Genomic DNA, 18394 nt, shown 5'->3' on the forward strand with positions numbered 1-18394 from the left:
GGGGGTGACCTCGTCCGAGCCCTCCGGGGACCGCGCCGCCGCCCCGCCGTACGACGCCGTCGTGCTCGCGGGCGGCGCCGCCCGGCGGCTCGGCGGCGCGGACAAGCCCGGCGTCCAGGTGGGCGGCCGGGCGCTGCTCGACCGCGTCCTGACCGCCTGCGCCGACGCCCGCACGACCGTCGTCGTGGCCGACGCCCGGCCCACCGCCCGGCCCGTGCTGTGGGCCCGCGAGGACCCGCCCGGCGGGGGACCCGTCGCCGCGCTCGGCGCCGGGCTGCACCGCACCACGGCGGAAGAGCTCGTCGTCCTCTCCGCCGATCTGCCGTTCCTCGGGGCCGCCACGGTACGGCGGCTGCTGACCGCGCTGGACGCGAGCGACGCCGACGGCGTCCTGCTCACCGACGCCGACGGCCGCGACCAGCCCCTCGTGGCCGCCTACCGCGCGCAGGCGCTGCGCCGCGGGCTGGCCGCGCTGTCCGCGGAACACGGCGGCCTCACCGGCCTGCCGCTGCGCCGGCTGACCGGCGCCCTCGACCTCACCCGAGTCCCGGACCCCGTCGCGTCCTTCGACTGCGACACCTGGGACGACATCGCCGCCGCCAGGGCACGTATCAGGGAGCATGGGCACGTGTTGGATGAATGGATTTCCGCAGCCAAGGACGAGCTGGGCATCGACCTCGACGTCGACATGCGCCTCCTGCTCGACCTCGCCCGCGACGCCGCCCACGGAGTGGCCAGGCCCGCGGCGCCCCTGACCACCTTCCTCGTCGGCTACGCGGCAGGGCGGGCGGGCGGCGGCCCCGAAGCCGTCGCCGAGGCCGCCCGCAGGGCCGCCGTCCTCGCCCAGCGTTGGGCCGAGGAGGCAGCCGCCAAGGCGGACGCCGCACCGGACGCCACGCCCGGCCAGCGCCCGGACGCCGGATGACCGCCCGCTCCGCCCGCACCGGCGAGGACGCCGAGGACCTCGACGTCGAGGAGGTGCTCGCCCTGGTGAACGACCACGACGGCCGCATCGCCGGCGGCGGTGTGCCCGCACCCGCCGCGTCCGGTCACTCCCACGGTTCGGCGCACAAGCCCGACGCCCACCACCGTGCCACCCCCTGGCCCGAGGCCCGGGAGATCGCCGCCCGTGCCGCCCGCTCCGGCGCCCGGCGCGCCCTCGTCTCGGTCCCGCTCGACGCCTCCCTCGGGCTGACCCTCGCCGCCCCGCTCACCGCCCTCACCGACCTGCCCTCCTTCGACACCTCCGCGATGGACGGCTGGGCGGTCGCCGGGCCCGGTCCCTGGGACGTACGCGACGAGGGCGTCCTGGCCGGGCACGCCGAGTCCGAGGCCCTCACCGACGGCGAGGCCGTCCGTATCGCCACCGGCGCCCGCATTCCTCTCGACACCACCGCCGTGATCCGCACCGAGCACGGCCGCACCGACGACAAGGGCCGGCTGCACGCCACCCGCGACATGCACCACGGTCAGGACATCCGCCCGCGCGGCCAGGAGTGCCGCTCCGGCGACCAGCTCCTGCCCGTCGGCGCCCTGGTGACCCCGGCCGTGCTCGGCCTGGCCGCGGCCGCCGGCTACGACACCGTCACCGCGGTCCCCCGCCCCCGGGTCCATGTCTTCGTGCTGGGCGACGAGTTGCTCACCGAGGGCATCCCGCACGACGGGCTGATCAGGGACGCGCTCGGCCCGATGCTGCCGCCCTGGCTGCGCGCGCTGGGCGCCGACGTCACCTCCGTACGGCGGCTCGGCGACGACGAGAAGGCCCTGCGCAAGGCGGTCACCGGCTCGGACGCGGACCTGATCGTCACCACCGGCGGCACCGCCTCCGGCCCCGTCGACCATGTCCACCCCACCCTGAGCCGTATCGGCGCCGAACTGCTCGTGGACGGCGTGAAGGTGCGTCCCGGTCACCCGATGCTGCTGGCCCGCACCAAGGACGACCAGCACCTGGTGGGGCTGCCCGGCAACCCCCTCGCCGCGGTCTCCGGCCTGCTCACCCTCGCCGAGCCCCTGCTGCGTACGCTCGCCGCTCGCCCGGCCCCGGAGCCGTACACCCTGCCGCTGCAGGAAGCGGCCCACGGGCATCCGCACGACACCCGGCTCATCCCCGTCGTGCTGCGCGGCGACCGTGCCGTGCCGCTGCACTACAACGGCCCCGCCATGCTGCGCGGCATCGCGGCGGCCGACGCCCTCGCCGTCGTGCCACCGGGCGGCGCCGGCTCCGGCCAGGAGCTGGAACTCCTCGATCTGCCCTGGGCCTCCGCCGGAATCGGAGTGTGTTTCACGTGAAACTTCCGGGCCATGACGCGATCGCCCGCCAGGCGGACGAGCATCTCGTGACCCACCGGGTGGAACTCCCGAAGAAGGTGGTCGAGCGGCCGATCCGGCAGGTGGGCCGGCGCCTGCTGCTGGCCCTGCTGGTGCTGGTCGCGACCGCCCTGATCGTCTACGCCGACCACGAGGGCTACAACGACACCTCCGACGGATCCGTCGACCTGCTCGACGCCTTCTACTACGCGACCGTGACCCTCTCCACCACCGGATACGGCGACGTCACCCCGGTCAGCGACGCCGCCCGGTTCACCAACATCTTCGTCGTCACACCGCTGCGGGTGCTCTTCCTGATCATCCTGGTCGGCACCACGCTCGAGGTCCTCACCGAACGCACCCGCGACGAATGGCGACTCAACCGCTGGAGGTCCACCTTGCGCGATCACACCGTCGTCGTCGGCTTCGGGACGAAGGGGCGCTCGGCGGTGCAGACCGTGTGTGCGACGGGTCTGAAGAAGGAGCAGGTCGTCGTGGTCGACCCCAGCTCCAAGGTGATCGACGCCGCCACGGCCGACGGCTACGCCGGCGTGATCGGCGACGCCACGCGCAGCGAGGTGCTCAAGCGGGCCGAGGTGCACCGTGCGCGGCAGATCATCATCGCCACCCAGCGCGACGACACCGCCGTACTGGTCGCGCTGACGGCACGGCAGCTCAACCGCGGGGCGAAGATCGTGGCCGCGGTGCGCGAGGAGGAGAACGCGCCGCTGCTGAAGCAGTCCGGCGCCGACGCCGTCATCACCAGCGCGAGCGCGGCCGGGCGCCTGCTCGGCCTGTCCGTGCTCAGCCCCGCGGCCGGCATGGTGCTGGAGGACCTCATCCAGCAGGGCAGCGGCCTCGACATGGTGGAGCGGCCGGTGGTGAAGGCCGAGGTGGGCCGGAGCCCGCGGGAGACGGACGACCTGGTGGTGAGCGTGATACGCGGACACCGGGTGCTCGGCTACGACGATCCGGCCATCGGGACCCTGCAGTTGACGGACCGTCTGATCGCGATCGTCCGGGCCACGCCGGGCGCACGGGTCACGCCCGGCGTGCGGCCCATGTCCCCGGAGTGATCACTTGCGGTTGTAGAGCCGCATCGTGACCGGCCCGAAGACCAGCACGAACAGGCCGGCCCAGCCGAGCGACCAGGCGACCTCGTCCGCCGGCCAGTCCCCGGCCATCAGCCCGCGCACCGCGGACGCCAGATGCGTGACGGGGCTGTTGTTGACGAACGCCTGCAGCCAGCCCGGCATGGTCCTCGGGTCGACGAAGACGTTGGACAGGAAGGTGAGCGGGAAGATCACCATCATGCTGACGCCCATCACCGACTTCTCGGTGCGCAGCAGCAGCCCGAACATCGTCCAGATCCACGAGAACGCGAACGAGAAGACGACCAGCAGCGCGATCCCGGCGACCACGCCGCCGAGGCCGCCGTCCGGACGGTAGCCGAGGAGGACGCCGACCGTGAGCATCACGACGGAGGCGATCGTGTAGCGCAGGGCGTCGCCGAGCAGATAGCCGACCATCGTCGACGGCCGCCAGATGGGCAGCGAGCGGAAGCGGTCGAAGACGCCCTTCTCGATGTCGGTGTTCACCGAGACACCGGTGTACATCGTGATCATCACGACCGACATCACCAGGATGCCCGGCAGCAGGAACTGGATGTACTCCTTCGGCGACCCGGCCAGGGCGCCCCCGAAGAGGTACGTGTACATCAGCACCATCATGATCGGGAACGCGGTCACGTCGAAGAGCTGCTCCGGCACGTGCTTGATCTTGAGGATCGCCCGCCAGCCGAAGGTCAGCGAGGCCGACAGCGCGCTCGGGCGCGGCGGGCGTCCACCGGAGATCAGCAGCGCGGCGAGCGACTCGGTGCTGACGGGGGCCAGATCGCGTGCCTCGGTGCCTGTCGCCGTACTCATGCCGCCACCTCGTCCTTCGGGCTGTGCGTGTCGTGTCCGGTGAGGGCGAGGAACACCTCGTCCAGGCTGGGCTGCCCCAGCGAGAAGTTGTCCACGGTGACGCCGGCGCGGGCGAGTTCGCCGAGCGCCCGCGCGGCCTGCTCGGCGACGATGCCGCTGGCCGCCGCGGAGACCCGGGCCGTGAGGGCGACCGGATCGGGCTCCAGCTGCACCCGCGCGTCCAGGGTCCGCCGCAGCACCTCGGCCGCCTCGGGCCGCCGCTCCGCCGCCCGCAGCCGTACGTGCACGGAACCGGCGCCCACCGACGCCTTCAGCTCGCCCTTGGTGCCTTCCGCGATCACCCGGCCGCGGTCGATGACGGCGATCCGGGACGCCAGCTGGTCGGCCTCGTCCAGATACTGCGTGGTCAGCAGCACCGTCGTGCCCTGGGCGACGACCGCGCGCACGATGTCCCAGACCTGGTTGCGGCTGCGCGGGTCGAGCCCGGTGGTCGGCTCGTCGAGGAAGAGCAGGTCCGGGGTGTTGAGGATGGACGCGGCGATGTCGATACGGCGCCGCATGCCGCCCGAGTAGTGCTTGACCTGCTTGGCGGCGGCCTCCGTCAGCCCGAAGGCCTCCAGCAGCTGCGCGGAACGCACCCGCGCCGCCTTCTTGCCGTGGCCGAGGAGGCGGCCCAGCAGGACCAGGTTCTCGGCCCCGGTGAGGTCCTCGTCGACGGAGGCGTACTGGCCGGTGAGGCTGACGCGGCCGCGGACCTCGTCGGCCTCGCGCACCACGTCGCGGCCGAAGACGTGCGCCTCGCCGGCGTCGGGCCGCAGCAGGGTGGCGAGCATCTTCACGGTGGTCGTCTTCCCGGCGCCGTTCGGCCCGAGGACGCCGTAGACCGTGCCGGCCGGGACGGCGAGGTCCACGCCGTCGACCGCCCGGGTCTCACCGAACGTCTTCACCAGTCCCGCGGTCTCGATGGCCAGGCCGGACGTGTGCTGGCTCATGGTGGGATGTCCTTCCACGCACTTGGTTGACGCATGGTGAGACCTTTACCTTCGCCGGAACTCATCGGTGATCGCACACCCTTTTTCGCGGCGCTCCTGACGTCGCAGGCCCGCGGCCCGGATCGCCCGGGCGGCGAGGAGTAGCGTCCCCCTCATGCATGCGATCACGATTCCCGAACCTGGTGGGCCCGAGGCGCTGGTGTGGGACGAGGTCCCGGATCCGGTGGCCGGTGAGGGCGAGGTGCTGGTCGAGGTGGTGGCCGGCGCCGTCAACCGCGCCGACATCCTGCAACGGCAGGGCTTCTACGATCCGCCGCCGGGATCGTCCCCCTACCCCGGCCTGGAGTGCTCCGGCCGGATCGCCGCGCTCGGCCCCGGAGTCTCCGGCTGGGCCGTCGGCGACGAGGTGTGCGCGCTGCTCGCGGGCGGCGGCTACGCCGAGAAGGTCGCGATCCCGGCCGGCCAGCTGCTGCCCGTGCCCAAGGGCATCGGTCTCACGCAGGCCGCGGCGCTGCCCGAGGTGGTCTGCACCGTCTGGTCGAACGTCTTCATGGTCGCCCATCTGCGCCCCGGCGAGACGCTGCTGGTGCACGGCGGCTCCAGCGGCATCGGCACCATGGCGATCCAGCTGGCCAAGTCGATCGGCGCCAAGGTCGCCGTCACGGCGGGCAGCAAGGAGAAGCTGGAGCGGTGCGCCCAGCTGGGCGCGGACATCCTGATCAACTACAAGGAGCAGGACTTCGTCGAGGAGGTCGGGAAGGCCACCGACGGTGCGGGCGCCGACGTCATCCTCGACAACATGGGCGCCAAGTACCTGGACCGCAACCTCCAGGCCCTCGCCGTCAACGGCCGCCTCGCCATCATCGGCATGCAGGGCGGCATCAAGGGCGAGCTGAACATCGCCATGCTCCTGAACAAGCGGGCCGCGATCAGCGCGACCTCGCTGCGCGCCCGCCCGCTCGGCGAGAAGGCGGCGATCGTCGCGGCCGTACGCGAGCACGTGTGGCCCCTGCTCGACGGCGGCCACGTCCGTCCGGTCGTCGACCGTGAACTCCCGATGAGCGACGCCGCCGCGGCCCACCGGGTCGTGGAGGAGAGCGGGCACGTGGGCAAGGTCCTGCTGGTCGTGTCCTGAGCCCGGTGGCGGCCGGGTCTCCTAGGCCCGCCGCAGCCGCAGCCCGATGAAGGCGAAACCCAGACCGAGTCCGATCAGGACCAGTCCGCTGCCCAGCGGCAGGATGCGAAGGACGGGCTCGGTCGGGCCCGCGGCCTGCTGAGCGGGGCGTCGCGCCGGCGGGGACGGCACCAGTCCCGCCTCCGCGGGCGGCGTCGCGGACGCGTCACCCGTCCCGTCCCCCGCGTCCTCGTCCTGCGGGTACGCGCCGTCCCCGCTCCCGTCGCCCAGATCCTCGCTCCGGTCCGAGGAGTCGCCCGCCGACTCGTCCGCCGTCGGCGTCTCCCGCCGCCCGGGCCGCTCCCGCCCCTCACCGGCCACGCTCCCGGCGCGCGACGGCTCGGGCGAGGCCTTGGGGGAGCCGGACCGGCGCGGCGCCGCCTCCGGGGTGCCGGCGTCGTGCGTGTGCCGGGCGTGGGACCCCTTCTCGGTCCCGTCCCCGGTCCCGGCCTCGTCCCCGCCACCGTCCTCGTCCCCCGAGTCCGCCTCGTCCCCCGTCCCGGTCTCGTCCGACACGTCGGGCCGGTGCGAGGCGGCAGGCCCGTGGGTGGATCCGGGCCCGTGCGTGGCCTCGGTCCCGTGCCCGGAGACCCCGGACGGACCGGAGAGCCCCGAGTGCCCGGAAGGCCCGGAGACCCCGGAGCCCCGGGAGACCCCGAAGAGACCGGCGTCCGCCGATACGCCCCCGTGCGACGAAACGCCCGCGTACGACGAAACGCTCCCGTACGACGTCGCAGCCCGGTACGCCTCCGCCCCGTACGCCACCCCGTCCCCGCACGGGGACACGAGCACGCCCGCCCCCACCCCCACCACCAGTCCGGCCCCCTGCAAAGCACGCAGCCATGGAGTCACGTCTCAAGGCTCACACCGGCTCGAGCTTCCGGCACTCCGTGTTCCGCCAAAAATCCGAAGTGGCTGCACAATCCGGGTATGTCGATTCGTCACGGACTGCTGGCGCTCCTCGAACAGGGCCCCCGTTACGGCTCACGGCTGCGCACCGAGTTCGAGGCGCGCACCGGCGGCACCTGGCCGCTGAACGTCGGACAGGTCTACACCACTCTCGGCCGACTGGAGCGGGACGGAATGGTCGTCCACGACGGCGAGGACGAGGCCGGGCGGGCGCTGTACGCGCTGACGGGAACGGGCCGGACCGAGCTGGCGGCCTGGTTCGCGCGCCCCGTGGAGCGGGCCGGCCCGCCGCGCGACGAGCTGGCGATCAAGCTGGCGCTGGCGGTCCGCGCACCCGGCGTCGACGTGCGCGCGGTGGTCGAGACGCAGCGCCACCACATGGCGGAGGCGCTGCACGAGTACGTGCGGCAGCGGGCGCAGGCGCTCGCGCAGACGCCCGGCCACCCGGACGAGGTGGCGCGGCTGCTGGTCCTGGAGCAGATCATCTGTCACGCGGAGGCCGAGATCCGCTGGCTGGAGCACTGCGAGACCCGGCTGCTGCGGCTGCGGGCGGAAACTCCCGCACCGTAAACGGTGGATCACCGCACACGGGGGGCACCACGGTGATGAGATGCACGGGTGCGAGAGAATGGCGGCATGGAGATGCCGAGGAACGACAGGTCGCCGGAGAATCCCCAGATCCTGGTCGTGGGCCAGGACGGCATGGCGATTGGCGGCGGCACAGACGAGGACTCCCGCGAGATTCCGGTGACGGAGCAGGTCGAGCAGCCGGCCAAGGTGATGCGGATCGGCAGCATGATCAAACAGCTCCTGGAGGAGGTGCGCGCGGCTCCCCTGGACGAGGCGAGCCGGGCCCGGTTGAAGGACATCCACCGCAGCTCGGTGAAGGAGCTGGAGGACGGCCTGGCGCCGGAGCTGGTGGAGGAGCTGGAGCGGCTCTCCCTGCCCTTCACGGACGAGGGCACTCCGAGCGACGCCGAACTGCGCATCGCGCAGGCCCAGTTGGTGGGCTGGCTGGAGGGCCTCTTCCACGGGATCCAGACCACGCTGTTCGCCCAGCAGATGGCCGCGCGGGCCCAGTTGGAGCAGATGCGGCGCGCGCTGCCGCCGGGCGTCGGCCCGGACGGCGCCGACGACCGCCATGCAGGCGGCCACTCCGGCGGACCGTACCTCTAGAACGCGACGGACAGAACGCGACGGACAGAACGCGACGGACAGAACGCGACGGACAGAACGCGACGGGAAGGGCCCGGCAGCCTCGGCTGCCGGGCCCTTCCGTGTGATGCGCGGGTCAGGACGGCGGGTTGCCCGTCGAGACGCTGAGCTCGATCTCCGGCATGTTCTTCGGGTCGAGGTCCGTCTGGGCGGAAGGGAACTGGTCGATGACCGTGCCCTCGCCGTACGTGTTCTCGTCGACCTTCTTGATCTTCAGGTGCCAACCCGCGGACTGCAGGCACTCCTTGACCGACCCGATGTACTTGAACCGGAAGTCGGGCAGCTGGATCTTGTCGGGGTCGTTGTACGACTCCTGCGGCTCCTTGCACTCGTTCACGTCGATCTTCTTCGACGTGTCCGGCCCGCGGTAGCCCGCCGCCTTCGTCGCCGACGCGCTCGCGCTGCTGCCGCCGCCCTTGCCCTCGTCGCCGCTGCCGCCGCCGTTGTTGAGCATCAGCGCGGCGATCAGGCCGCCGACCGCGATGATCGAGACGACGATCGAGCCGATGATCACCGGCTTGTTGTTCCTGCCGCCGCCCGCCTGGGACGGGGCGGACTGGGGCGTGATGTTGTACGGCGGCGGGGTCGACGGCTGCCCGTAGGGAGACGGCGTCTGGTAGCCGCCCTGCTGCGGGTAGCCGTAGGCCGGGGACGGCGCGGACGGGGCGCCGTACGGGTTCGGGGCCGGGGTCGGCTGGTACGGCGTCTGCACGGGGCCCGTCGGCGCCGGGGTCGACTGGTCGACCGGCGGGAAGACCGCGGAGCCGACGCCGGAGCCGGCCTGGGCGGGCGCACCCGGCACGATGCTCGGCGGGGCGGCCTGGAAGGACGCGGCCACGCGCAGGCACTCGTCGCGCATGGACTCGGAGCTCGGGAAGCGCTCGTTGGGGTTCTTCTTCAGCGCGCGGGCGACCAGCGCGTCCACGGCGGGCGGCAGCGACCGGTTGATCGAGGACGGCGCGACCGGCTCCTCCTGCACGTGCGCGTAGGCGATCGCCAGCGGCGAGTCCGCGTCGAACGGCAGCCGCCCGGTGACCAGTTGGAACAGCATGATGCCGACCGAGTAGAGGTCGGAGCGGGCGTCCACGCCCCGCCCGAGCGCCTGCTCCGGCGAGAGGTACTGGGGGGTGCCCACGACCATGCCGGTCTGGGTCATCGAGGTCACACCGGACTGCATGGCGCGCGCGATGCCGAAGTCCATGACCTTGACCACGCCGCGCTTGGTCATCATGACGTTGCCCGGCTTGATGTCGCGGTGGACCAGGCCCATCTCGTGGCTGATCTCCAGCGCCGCGAGCACGTCCGCGGTGATCTTCAGCGCCTTGTCGGCGGGCATCGCGCCGAACTGCCGCACGTCCTCGTCGAGCACCGAGCCGAGCGGGCGGCCCTCGATGTACTCCATGACGATGTACGGCGTCGTCATCCCGTCGAGGTTGTCCTCGCCGGTGTCGAAGACCGAGACGATGTTGGTGTGCGTGAGCTTGGCCACGGCCTGGGCCTCGCGGCGGAAGCGCTCGCGGAAGGCCTGTTCCCGCCCCAGGTCGGTGTGGAGCGTCTTGATCGCGACCTGGCGGTCGAGCACGCTGTCGTACGCGAGGTGGACCGAGGCCATGCCGCCTTCGCCGAGCAGGTCGCGCAGCTGATAGCGGCCACCGGCCAACGCCCGTCCCTGGTACCGGCCCTGTGCGCCGTCCTGGCTCATGTTCCGTTTCCCCCGTGGGCCTTCAGGCGCCGTTGACTGTCAGTGATCCAAAGTGCTATTCCCGGCCAAGTCTGCCCCAGGGCAGTGACACGTCAAGTTCGGTGCCCGATCCGTGACCGTACGCGATACAAGCGTCGCGCGAGCGTTACAGAGGTTGTACGCGCGGTACACACAATTTGCACGGGAGCGCCGGATGACGGTTTGATGGCCGGTCCGTCCCGATCCGGTTCCGGCGCTCTTCTCGGGCCGGCGGGTTGCGTTGAGGCTGTAGCGTGGCCGACGGAGACCGTAACAACACCGCGCGCACCGCGGGCAGAAACGACGGCGAGGACTGATGGCACAGCAGCAGCGCGCTCAGGGCCCGTCCGACCCCGAGGCGACTGGCGGCGGTATGTCAGATGCGCCGGAGATGTGGGGTAACGGCGGACTTGTCGGGGACGGCCGGTACCGGCTGACCCGCAGACTCGGCCGCGGCGGCATGGCAGAGGTGTTCGCCGCCGAGGACGTGCGCCTCGGGCGCACCGTCGCGGTCAAGCTGCTGCGCGCCGATCTCGCCGAGGACCCGGTCTCCAAGGCGCGGTTCACGCGCGAGGCCCAGTCCGTGGCCGGCCTCAACCACCACGCGATCGTCGCCGTGTACGACTCCGGCGAGGACTACGTGGGCGGCCAGGCGGTCCCGTACATCGTCATGGAGATCGTCGAAGGCCGCACCATCCGCGACCTGTTGATCAACGCCGAGGCGCCGGGCCCCGAGCAGGCCCTGATCATCGTCTCCGGCGTCCTGGAGGCGCTCGCCTACTCGCACCAGCACGGCATCGTGCACCGCGACATCAAGCCGGCGAACGTCATCATCACCGACACCGGCGCGGTCAAGGTGATGGACTTCGGCATCGCGCGCGCCCTGCACGGCGCGTCCACCACGATGACGCAGACCGGCATGGTCATGGGCACGCCCCAGTACCTCTCCCCGGAGCAGGCGCTCGGCAAGGCCGTCGACCACCGCTCCGACCTGTACGCGACGGGCTGCCTCCTCTACGAACTCCTCGCGCTGCGGCCCCCGTTCGTCGGCGAGACCCCGCTGTCGGTGGTCTACCAGCACGTCCAGGACGTGCCGGTGCCGCCGTCGCAGACCTCGGGCGGCGCCTCGCCGCCGGAGCTCGACGGCCTGGTCATGCGCTCGCTGGCGAAGGAACCGGACGACCGTTTCCAGACGGCCGAGGAGATGCGCGGGCTCGTCCAGTACGGCCTCCAGATGCTCTACGACCAGGGCGGCCACACCGGCACCTGGAACACCGGCCCGGTCGCGGTGCACGAGGGCCGGCACACGCCCGCGGGCGGCTTCGCCGGCACCCAGGTGCTGCCGCACCCCGGGGACGCCTCCGGGACCACGCAGATCCCGCAGCAGGGCATGGTCGGCGGCTACGGCGGCCGGGACGACGGCGGCTTCGAGGGGCACGGCAACCGGGGCGGCGGCCGCGGCAAGCTGTGGATCCTCGCCGTGCTCGCGGTGATCGCCATCGCGGCGGGCGTCGCACTGGCCCTGAACAAGGGCGGCGGCACGGGCGGCAGCCCGGACACCACCAAGTCGCCCAGCGCCACGCACTCCACCAAGGACGACTCGGGCACCGACACACCCAGCTCCGAGCCGACCGACCAGCCGACGGACACCTCCACGGACAACAACTCCACGAGCGGCGGCTCGGGGGACTACACGCCCTCGTACACGCCGTCGGCCACGCCGTCCCAGAGCGCCACGGAACAGCCCACCGACAAGCCGACCAACGAGCCGACGTCCTCGAAGCCGACGGCGCAGCCGACCCAGTCGCAGACCGACCCGACGGACCAGCCGACGGACCCGGCGACGGACGGCGGCGCCAACAACGGCGGCGTGACCCAGGGCCTCGGCGGCTGACGGAGCACACCAGCCCGCCGGCCTCGTCCGTCAGTCCACGAACGCCCCGCACACCGCGTCGTACTGCCGCGTCCACCACACCGCCAGCGCGGAGGCGGCCGGGAACTGGGGGTCGGCGCGGGTGTCGCCGCGTTCGTAGTGCCAGCGCAGCATCCAGAAGTCGTTGAGGCGCTCCCACCACACGCGGTGCACGGCCGCCGCGAGCTCGGAGGGCGTGGCACCGGCCGCCCGCCGGTACGCGCGCGCGTAGGCGCGCACCTTGGGCAGGTCCAGGGCCCCGGCGGGCCGGACGAAGAAGATCGCGGCGGCGCGCACGGCCTCCTCCGCGCGCGGGCCGAGGCCCAGCCGGTCCCAGTCGACGATCGCGGCGGGCGCGTCACCCCGGTAGAGCAGGTTGAACGGGTGGAAGTCGCCGTGCACCCAGCCCACCGGACTGCCGCACGGGGGACGGCGGTCGGCGTGCTGCTCCAGCAGGGTGCGGCGTTCCAGCAGGCGGTGGCGGGCCAGTTCGTCGAAGGAGTCGGCCGGGCGGTGCCTGCGGACCCGGCCGAGCAGGTCGTCGATGAGGGTGAAGGTGTCGGCGGGGTCGGCGGCCTCGGGCGCGGTGCGGGCACGCGCGTGCGCCGGCATCACGCGCTCCAGGCTTGCGTGCACCACCCCCAGCAGCGCCCCGAGCCGGCCGCACTGCACGGGGGTGAGCTGCCCGCCGTGCCGGTGCCGCCCCTCGACCCAGGGGTGCAGCGCGTACGCGTGCCCGCCGACGACGGCGACCGTACGGCCGTCGCGGCCGGGCAGCGGGGGTGCGACCGGCACGCCCAGGTCGGCCAGGCGCTGGGTGGCCCGGTGCTGGCGGGCGATGGCGGCCGGATCGGCGGTCTCGGGGTCGAAGTGGTGCTTGAGGAAGTAGCGGCCGCGCGTGGTGCACAGCCGGTAGCCCCGGTTGAGCAGGCCCTGGTCGACGGGCTCGCAGGTGACGGCGGACCCTGCGGTGTACTGGCGCAGCACGTCGCTCAGCGGGGGCGCGTGAGGCACGGGGGGTGGTACGGAGGAGCGCGGCACGCGCCAGATGGTAGGGCACGAGCCCGGCCATTGAGCTGGGCGTTGTCACAGGCAGTCGCAATCGGTCACAGCATGTGCGCGAAGTGGCGCTCCAGGCCGTCGTCGGCCGAGTGGACCGTCCCGAACTGCGGCTCGATGCGCAGGTGGACGGGCTCGTAGGGCACGCCGTCCACCGTGCGGGGCGCCGGCCCGAACCGCTCCGTCTCGGCGGCCGTCGGCTCGTGGGCCGCGCACTCGCCGACGACCTGGACGGACCACAGGCTCTCGCCCGGCCGTGCCGAGCTCAGGTTGTCGGAGCCGTACGCGACGACGCTGCCGATGCAGGCCCGGTGGTAGCCGCAGCTGCGGGGCAGACGCAGCAGGACCAGGCCGTCCTGCACGATGTGCCGGGCGAAGGCCAGGAAGGGCAGGGCGCGCATGCTGGTGGCGACGCGGCCGTAGTCGGTGCCGGCGAGCAGGTCGACGGCGAGCCGTTCGTCGGAGTGCATGTACTCACTGTGTGTGCGGAAGAGGGACGGCAACAGGGACGTAAGTCCTCAATTGCTCGTTTGCCGATCACTCTCAGTGCTTTTCCGCCTGCATCCGTGCCACGTACGCGGCCGCCTGGGAGCGCCGCTGCATGCCGAGCTTGGACAGCAGGCTGGACACATAGTTCTTGATCGTCTTCTCGGCCAGGTGCAGCTGCTCGCCGATCTGGCGGTTGGTGAGGCCCTCGCCGATCAGGTCGAGGATCCTGCGCTCCTGGTCGGTGAGGTGCGCGAGCCGGTCGTCCTGCTGGGGGCCGCCCCCGCCGCGCAGCCGCTCCAGCACGCGCGCGGTGGCCACCGGGTCGAGCAGGGACTTCCCGGCCGCCACGTCCCGCACGGCCGTCAGCAGCTCGGTCCCCCGGATGGCCTTGAGGACGTAGCCGGAGGCGCCCGCCATGATCGCGTCGAACAGTGCCTCGTCGTCGGCGTACGAGGTGAGCATCAGGCACTGCACGGACGCGTGCTGGGAGCGGACCTCCCGGCACACCTCGACACCGCTGCCGTCCGGGAGCCGCACGTCGAGCACCGCGACGTCGGGCTGGGTGGCCGGAATGCGCGCCAGCGCCTCGGCGGCCGTGCCGGCCTCGCCGACCACCTCGATGTCGTCCTCGACCGCCAGCAGCTCGTGCACACCGCGCCGGACCACTTCGTGATCGTCGAGGAGGAATACCCGGATTCTTCCGTCTTCGCGCACGTACGCAGTCTCACACAGGGGGAGGAGCGCCGCCCGAGGTGGACTCTTCCCGTGAGCTGGGTCACCGGGATAACGTGCCGTTGTTCCGGCCCCCTGCAAGGCTGTGACCAGGACTTGTTCCAGGCTTTCGCGATTTACTTGGAAATCCAAGCAAAATCGCAGGTCAGGAGGGGTTTCACAGAATTGTGGAGCACTGGGTAACGTGCCTTCTGCAGGGCGCTCGCCGGGGCACCTGTCACGCCTGTTCCCGACCGGGCCGCACCCACCCTGTGCGTCCGTGGGACAACAGGTGAGCCGCACTGGCACCCGGCGAACCCGGGTAGCCGGACCGACGGAGGAGCACACGTGACCGTGGAGAGCACTGCCGCGCGCAAGCCGCGACGCAGCGCCGGAACCAAGAGCACGGCCGGCAAGCGCACGACCGCAAAGAACGCGCCTGGCACCGACCCCGAGCTCGTACAGCTGCTGACGCCCGAGGGCGAGCGGCTGAAGAACGCCGAGTACGACAAGTACGTCGCCGGCATCACCCCCGATGAGCTCCGCGGCCTGTACCGCGACATGGTGCTCACCCGCCGCTTCGACGCCGAGGCCACCGCACTGCAGCGCCAGGGCGAGCTAGGCCTGTGGGCCTCGCTGCTGGGCCAGGAGGCCGCCCAGATCGGCTCCGGCCGGGCCACCCGCGAGGACGACTACGTCTTCCCGACCTACCGCGAGCACGGCGTCGCCTGGTGCCGCGGGGTCGACCCCACCAACCTGCTGGGCATGTTCCGCGGCGTGAACAACGGCGGCTGGGACCCCAACAGCAACAACTTCCACCTCTACACCATCGTCATCGGCTCCCAGACGCTGCACGCGACGGGCTATGCGATGGGCGTGGCCAAGGACGGCGCGGACAGCGCGGTGATCGCCTACTTCGGCGACGGCGCCTCCAGCCAGGGCGACGTCGCGGAGTCCTTCACCTTCTCCGCGGTCTACAACGCCCCGGTGGTCTTCTTCTGCCAGAACAACCAGTGGGCGATCTCCGAGCCGACCGAGAAGCAGACCCGCGTCCCGCTCTACCAGCGCGCGCAGGGCTACGGCTTCCCGGGCGTGCGGGTGGACGGCAACGACGTGCTCGCCTGCCTCGCGGTCACCCGCTGGGCCCTGGAGCGGGCGCGCAGCGGCGAGGGCCCGACGCTCGTCGAGGCGTACACCTACCGCATGGGCGCGCACACCACCTCCGACGACCCGACGAAGTACCGGGCCGACGAGGAGCGCGAGGCGTGGGAGGCGAAGGACCCGATCCTGCGCCTGCGCCGGTACCTGGAGTCCGCAAACCACGCGGACGAGGGATTCTTCGCGGAACTCGAGACCGAGAGCGAAGCGTTGGGCAGGCGAGTGCGTGAGGCGGTCCGCGCCATGCCGGACCCGGACCACTTCGCCATCTTCGAGAACGTGTACGCGGACGGGCACGCGCTCGTCGACGAGGAGCGAGCCCAGTTCGCCGCCTACCAGGCGTCGTTCGCAGACGAGGGGGGTCACTGAGATGGCGGAGAAGATGGCCCTGGCCAAGGCGATCAACGAGTCGCTGCGGCGTGCCCTGGAGGCCGACCCCAAGGTTCTCGTCATGGGCGAGGACGTCGGCAAGCTCGGCGGCGTCTTCCGGGTGACGGACGGCCTGCAGAAGGACTTCGGCGAGAGCCGGGTGATCGACACCCCGCTGGCCGAGTCCGGCATCGTCGGCACCGCGATCGGCCTCGCCCTGCGCGGCTACCGCCCGGTCGTGGAGATCCAGTTCGACGGTTTCGTCTTCCCGGCCTACGACCAGATCGTCACCCAGCTCGCGAAGATGCACGCGCGCTCGCTGGGCAAGGTCAAGCTCCCGGTCGTCGTCCGCATCCCCTACGGCGGCGGCATCGGCGCGGTCGAGCACCACTCCGAGTCCCCGGAGGCCCTGTTCGCGCACGTGTCGGGCCTCAAGATCGTCTCGCCGTCCAACGCCTCGGACGCCTACTGGATGATGCAGCAGGCCATCCAGAGCGACGACCCGGTGATCTTCTTCGAGCCGAAGCGGCGCTACTGGGACAAGGCCGAGGTCAACACCGAGGCCATCCCGGGACCGCTGCACAAGGCGCAGGTCGTCCGCGCCGGCACCGACCTCACCCTCGCCGCCTACGGCCCGATGGTGAAGCTCTGCCAGGAGGTGGCCGACGCGGCCGCCGAGGAGGGCAAGTCCCTGGAGGTGCTGGACCTGCGGTCGGTGTCCCCGCTGGACTTCGACTCCATCCAGGCCTCGGTCGAGAAGACCCGCCGCCTGGTCGTGGTCCACGAGGCACCGGTGTTCTTCGGCTCGGGCGCGGAGATCGCCGCCCGGATCACGGAGCGCTGCTTCTACCACCTGGAGGCCCCGGTGCTCCGGGTCGGCGGCTACCACGCCCCGTACCCGCCGGCCCGCCTGGAGGAGGAGTACCTGCCGGGCCTGGACCGGGTGCTCGACGCCGTCGACCGCGCCCTGGCGTACTGAGGAGAGGGTCGTGACGACGATGACGGAAGCGTCCGTACGCGAGTTCAAGATGCCGGACGTGGGCGAGGGCCTCACCGAGGCCGAGATCCTCAAGTGGTACGTCCAGCCCGGCGACACGGTCACCGACGGCCAGGTGGTGTGCGAGGTCGAGACCGCGAAGGCGGCGGTCGAACTGCCCATCCCGTACGACGGGGTGGTCCGTGACCTGCACTTCCCCGAGGGCACCACGGTGGACGTGGGCACGGCGATCATCGCGGTGGACGTGTCCGGCGGGGCGGCGGCTCCCGAGCCGGAGCCCGAGCCGGCGGCCGGGCAGGTTCCGGACGCCCCGGAGACGGAGAAGCCCGAGGGCTCGGGCCGCCAGCCGGTCCTGGTGGGCTACGGCGTGGCGACGTCCTCGACCAAGCGCCGCCCGCGCAAGGGCCCCGAGACCGAGGTCCCCCAGGCGTCCACGGCGATCCAGCCGGAGCTCAACGGCCACGGCCCGGCCGGTGCGCCCGCCGCCGCCTCCGCGGGGACGGCCGAGGAGCCGCGCCCGCTGGCCAAGCCGCCGGTGCGCAAGCTGGCGAAGGACCTGGGCGTCGACCTGGCGGCGATCACCCCGTCCGGCCCGGACGGCATCATCACGCGCGAGGACGTGCACGCCGCGATCGCGCGGGCCGAGGCCCCGCAGCCGGTGGTGGAGGCTCCGGCGGCCCCCGCCGCCGCGGCCCCGGCGCCGGTGTACGACGCGGCCCGGGAGACCCGTATCCCGATCAAGGGGGTGCGCAAGGCCACCGCCCAGGCCATGATCGGCTCGGCGTTCACGGCGCCGCACGTCACGGAGTTCGTGACGGTGGACGTGACCCGCACGATGAAGCTGGTCGAGGAGCTCAAGCAGGACAAGGAGTTCGCGGGCCTGCGGGTGAACCCGCTGCTGCTGATCGCCAAGGCCCTGCTGGTCGCGATCCGGCGCAACCCGGACATCAACGCCTCCTGGGACGAGGCGGCGCAGGAGATCGTGGTCAAGCACTACGTCAACCTGGGCATCGCGGCGGCCACCCCGCGCGGCCTGATCGTCCCGAACATCAAGGACGCGCACGCCCAGACCCTGCCGCAACTGGCCGGGTCGCTCGGCGAATTGGTGTCCACCGCGCGCGAGGGCAAGACGTCCCCGGGCGCGATGCAGGGCGGCACGGTCACCATCACGAACGTCGGCGTCTTCGGCGTCGACACGGGCACGCCCATCCTCAACCCCGGCGAGTCCGCGATCCTCGCGATCGGCGCGATCAAGCTCCAGCCGTGGGTCCACAAGGGCAAGGTGAAGCCCCGTCAGGTCACCACCCTGGCGCTGAGCTTCGACCACCGCCTGGTCGACGGCGAACTGGGCTCCAAGGTCCTGGCCGACGTGGCGGCGATCCTGGAACAACCGAAGAGGCTGCTGACCTGGGCGTGACGGACCGGTCGGCACGGTGTGCGACGCAAAGGGGCGGCGG

General features: G+C 72.2%; 17 protein-coding genes. 10 read left to right on the forward strand and 7 right to left on the reverse strand.

Annotated features, from left to right (window positions below):
- Window positions 1-4 precede the first annotated feature (4 nt).
- The 3 genes from ACFU97_RS15755 to ACFU97_RS15765 are packed head-to-tail and all read left to right on the forward strand — an operon-like array spanning window position 5 to window position 3383.
- Entirely contained in the window at window positions 5-925 is a 921-nt protein-coding gene (locus ACFU97_RS15755) for an NTP transferase domain-containing protein (RefSeq protein ID WP_384256119.1), read from the forward strand.
- Window positions 922-2289, forward strand: coding sequence for a molybdopterin molybdotransferase MoeA (locus ACFU97_RS15760; protein ID WP_384256121.1), 1368 nt, complete (start codon window positions 922-924; stop codon window positions 2287-2289). The genes ACFU97_RS15755 and ACFU97_RS15760 overlap by 4 nt, the downstream gene beginning before the upstream one ends.
- Window positions 2286-3383: a potassium channel family protein gene (locus tag ACFU97_RS15765; RefSeq protein ID WP_384256124.1), complete on the forward strand. Its 1098-nt coding sequence runs from the start codon at window positions 2286-2288 to the stop codon at window positions 3381-3383. Before ACFU97_RS15760 ends, ACFU97_RS15765 begins: the two co-directional genes overlap by 4 nt.
- Here the strand turns inward: ACFU97_RS15765 and ACFU97_RS15770 are convergent, their stop codons facing one another.
- On the reverse strand, window positions 3384-4232 hold the full coding sequence (locus ACFU97_RS15770) for an ABC transporter permease (protein WP_384256126.1): 849 nt from the start codon (window positions 4230-4232) through the stop codon (window positions 3384-3386).
- Window positions 4229-5224, reverse strand: a complete 996-nt coding sequence (locus ACFU97_RS15775; protein ID WP_384256128.1) for an ATP-binding cassette domain-containing protein — start codon at window positions 5222-5224, stop codon at window positions 4229-4231. Before ACFU97_RS15775 ends, ACFU97_RS15770 begins: the two co-directional genes overlap by 4 nt.
- Window positions 5225-5378: 154 nt before the next feature.
- Here ACFU97_RS15775 and ACFU97_RS15780 point away from each other — a divergent pair, with 154 nt between their 5' ends.
- Window positions 5379-6359, forward strand: coding sequence for an NAD(P)H-quinone oxidoreductase (locus ACFU97_RS15780; RefSeq protein WP_384256131.1), 981 nt, complete (start codon window positions 5379-5381; stop codon window positions 6357-6359).
- 21 nt (window positions 6360-6380) lie between these two features.
- Here ACFU97_RS15780 and ACFU97_RS15785 read toward each other — a convergent pair whose 3' ends face one another.
- Window positions 6381-6914, reverse strand: coding sequence for a hypothetical protein (locus tag ACFU97_RS15785; protein ID WP_384256133.1), 534 nt, complete (start codon window positions 6912-6914; stop codon window positions 6381-6383).
- A 414-nt stretch (window positions 6915-7328) separates the two neighbouring features.
- Here ACFU97_RS15785 and ACFU97_RS15790 point away from each other — a divergent pair, with 414 nt between their 5' ends.
- Window positions 7329-7877: a PadR family transcriptional regulator gene (locus ACFU97_RS15790; RefSeq protein WP_384256135.1), complete on the forward strand. Its 549-nt coding sequence runs from the start codon at window positions 7329-7331 to the stop codon at window positions 7875-7877.
- A gap of 66 nt (window positions 7878-7943) precedes the next feature.
- Window positions 7944-8483 carry a bacterial proteasome activator family protein gene (locus ACFU97_RS15795; protein WP_384256138.1) on the forward strand — a complete coding sequence of 180 codons (540 nt, stop codon included), beginning with the start codon at window positions 7944-7946 and terminating at the stop codon, window positions 8481-8483.
- Between the two features lie 115 nt (window positions 8484-8598).
- Here ACFU97_RS15795 and ACFU97_RS15800 read toward each other — a convergent pair whose 3' ends face one another.
- Entirely contained in the window at window positions 8599-10224 is a 1626-nt protein-coding gene (locus ACFU97_RS15800) for a protein kinase (protein ID WP_384256140.1), read from the reverse strand.
- Window positions 10225-10558: 334 nt separating this feature from the next.
- Between ACFU97_RS15800 and ACFU97_RS15805 the strand changes: the two genes are divergently transcribed.
- On the forward strand, window positions 10559-12136 hold the full coding sequence (locus ACFU97_RS15805; protein ID WP_384256143.1) for a protein kinase: 1578 nt from the start codon (window positions 10559-10561) through the stop codon (window positions 12134-12136).
- A 30-nt stretch (window positions 12137-12166) separates the two neighbouring features.
- On the opposite strand, the gene ACFU97_RS15810 is transcribed toward ACFU97_RS15805, so the two are convergent.
- The 3 genes from ACFU97_RS15810 to ACFU97_RS15820 all read right to left on the reverse strand — a co-directional run bounded on the left by ACFU97_RS15810 (window position 12167) and on the right by ACFU97_RS15820 (window position 14416).
- Window positions 12167-13168, reverse strand: coding sequence for a phosphotransferase (locus ACFU97_RS15810; protein ID WP_384256535.1), 1002 nt, complete (start codon window positions 13166-13168; stop codon window positions 12167-12169).
- A 92-nt stretch (window positions 13169-13260) separates the two neighbouring features.
- Window positions 13261-13683 carry a pyridoxamine 5'-phosphate oxidase family protein gene (locus ACFU97_RS15815; protein ID WP_384256146.1) on the reverse strand — a complete coding sequence of 141 codons (423 nt, stop codon included), beginning with the start codon at window positions 13681-13683 and terminating at the stop codon, window positions 13261-13263.
- A 73-nt stretch (window positions 13684-13756) separates the two neighbouring features.
- The gene (locus ACFU97_RS15820) at window positions 13757-14416 is read right to left on the reverse strand and encodes a response regulator (protein WP_384256148.1); all 660 of its coding nucleotides are present in this window, start codon (window positions 14414-14416) and stop codon (window positions 13757-13759) included.
- 345 nt (window positions 14417-14761) lie between these two features.
- On the opposite strand from ACFU97_RS15820, the gene pdhA reads away from it, so the two are divergent.
- From pdhA to ACFU97_RS15835, 3 genes are read left to right on the forward strand one after another with little or no spacing between them, the layout of a single operon-like run.
- Window positions 14762-15940 carry a pyruvate dehydrogenase (acetyl-transferring) E1 component subunit alpha gene (gene pdhA / locus ACFU97_RS15825; RefSeq protein WP_384256150.1) on the forward strand — a complete coding sequence of 393 codons (1179 nt, stop codon included), beginning with the start codon at window positions 14762-14764 and terminating at the stop codon, window positions 15938-15940.
- A gap of 1 nt (window position 15941) precedes the next feature.
- Window positions 15942-16919: an alpha-ketoacid dehydrogenase subunit beta gene (locus tag ACFU97_RS15830; RefSeq protein ID WP_384256153.1), complete on the forward strand. Its 978-nt coding sequence runs from the start codon at window positions 15942-15944 to the stop codon at window positions 16917-16919.
- 10 nt (window positions 16920-16929) lie between these two features.
- A complete protein-coding gene (locus ACFU97_RS15835) occupies window positions 16930-18354 on the forward strand; it encodes a dihydrolipoamide acetyltransferase family protein (RefSeq protein WP_384256155.1) in 1425 nt (474 codons plus the stop codon).
- Window positions 18355-18394: the final 40 nt, after the last annotated feature.

This window comes from Streptomyces sp. NPDC057616, from assembly GCF_042800575.1.
In the GTDB taxonomy this organism is placed as follows: Bacteria; Actinomycetota; Actinomycetes; order Streptomycetales; family Streptomycetaceae; genus Streptomyces.

Coding starts and splice junctions, on each gene's coding strand:
- ACFU97_RS15760 (WP_384256121.1), top strand. CDS start 922: ATGACCGCCCGCTCCGCCCGCACCGGCGAGGACGCCGAGGACCTCGAC.
- ACFU97_RS15770 (WP_384256126.1), bottom strand. CDS start 4,232: ATGAGTACGGCGACAGGCACCGAGGCACGCGATCTGGCCCCCGTCAGC.
- ACFU97_RS15775 (WP_384256128.1), bottom strand. CDS start 5,224: ATGAGCCAGCACACGTCCGGCCTGGCCATCGAGACCGCGGGACTGGTG.
- ACFU97_RS15780 (WP_384256131.1), top strand. CDS start 5,379: ATGCATGCGATCACGATTCCCGAACCTGGTGGGCCCGAGGCGCTGGTG.
- ACFU97_RS15790 (WP_384256135.1), top strand. CDS start 7,329: ATGTCGATTCGTCACGGACTGCTGGCGCTCCTCGAACAGGGCCCCCGT.
- ACFU97_RS15795 (WP_384256138.1), top strand. CDS start 7,944: ATGGAGATGCCGAGGAACGACAGGTCGCCGGAGAATCCCCAGATCCTG.
- ACFU97_RS15800 (WP_384256140.1), bottom strand. CDS start 10,224: ATGAGCCAGGACGGCGCACAGGGCCGGTACCAGGGACGGGCGTTGGCC.
- ACFU97_RS15805 (WP_384256143.1), top strand. CDS start 10,559: ATGGCACAGCAGCAGCGCGCTCAGGGCCCGTCCGACCCCGAGGCGACT.
- ACFU97_RS15815 (WP_384256146.1), bottom strand. CDS start 13,683: ATGCACTCCGACGAACGGCTCGCCGTCGACCTGCTCGCCGGCACCGAC.
- ACFU97_RS15830 (WP_384256153.1), top strand. CDS start 15,942: ATGGCGGAGAAGATGGCCCTGGCCAAGGCGATCAACGAGTCGCTGCGG.